Here is an 831-nt window from a genome sequence, read left to right as displayed (position 1 = left end):
AAGCACCCTTATACGCGTGCGCTGATGTCGGCGGTTCCAATCCCAGACCCAGAGTTAGAACGCAATAAAACCATCCAAATGTTGGAAGGGGATCTGCCATCACCAATCAATCCTCCTTCAGGTTGTGTGTTCCGTACTCGTTGCCCTCAAGCGACAGAAGAGTGTGCAAAAACCAAACCTACGATTGAAGGTACAGACATTCACGCGGTTTCTTGTATTCACGTGAGCGTGTAACCAACCAAATGTTAGGTTAAGTAAATTCAGCCTGTGACGGGCTTAAGCGCGATTCCTTTTACTAGGGTCGCGCTTTTTTTATGCTCATTTTCTTTGAACATGAATTTCAATGCTCATTCGAATTTCTTGAACAAGATGTCCTAAGCGTGATGATTTTCTGTTTCTTATGAATCTCTAATATAAAGGGAGACATAAGAAATAGGAGAGCAATCATGGGTAAGTTGGTCGAAGGCGTATGGCACGATGTGTGGTATGACACAAAAGCGAATGGCGGGAAGTTCGTTCGTGAAGACGCTGGATTTCGTGACTGGATTAAAACTGATTCAGAGGCGGTATTCCAACCAGAATCTGGCCGTTACCATTTGTATGTTTCTCTCGCGTGCCCTTGGGCACATCGAACGCTTATCTTCCGTATGTTGAAAGGTCTAGAGCCACACATTGATGTGACTGTTGTTTGCCCTGATATGCTCAGTCACGGTTGGCAAATGGGTTTACCCGAGCCACTGTTTGGTCATACACGTCTGCACCAAATCTACACTCAAGCGAAACCCGACTACACAGGGCGTGTTACGGTGCCAGTTTTGTGGGACAAAAAGA

At 45.7% G+C, this 831-nt stretch carries 1 protein-coding gene and 1 pseudogene; both read left to right on the top strand.

Annotated elements, in window-relative coordinates:
* Positions 1–234 (top strand): oligopeptide/dipeptide ABC transporter ATP-binding protein (locus R8O11_RS26485; protein WP_412035079.1); only part of this gene is annotated, 234 nt, incomplete at its 5' end.
* Between the two features lie 212 nt (positions 235–446).
* A pseudogene (locus R8O11_RS26480) lies at positions 447–831 on the top strand (glutathione S-transferase family protein); the annotation flags it as partial.

This window comes from Vibrio sp. 1288 (genome assembly GCF_033344475.1).
Note: the sequence above shows the minus strand (reverse complement) of the source record. Positions and strands in the feature narration are given on the sequence as shown.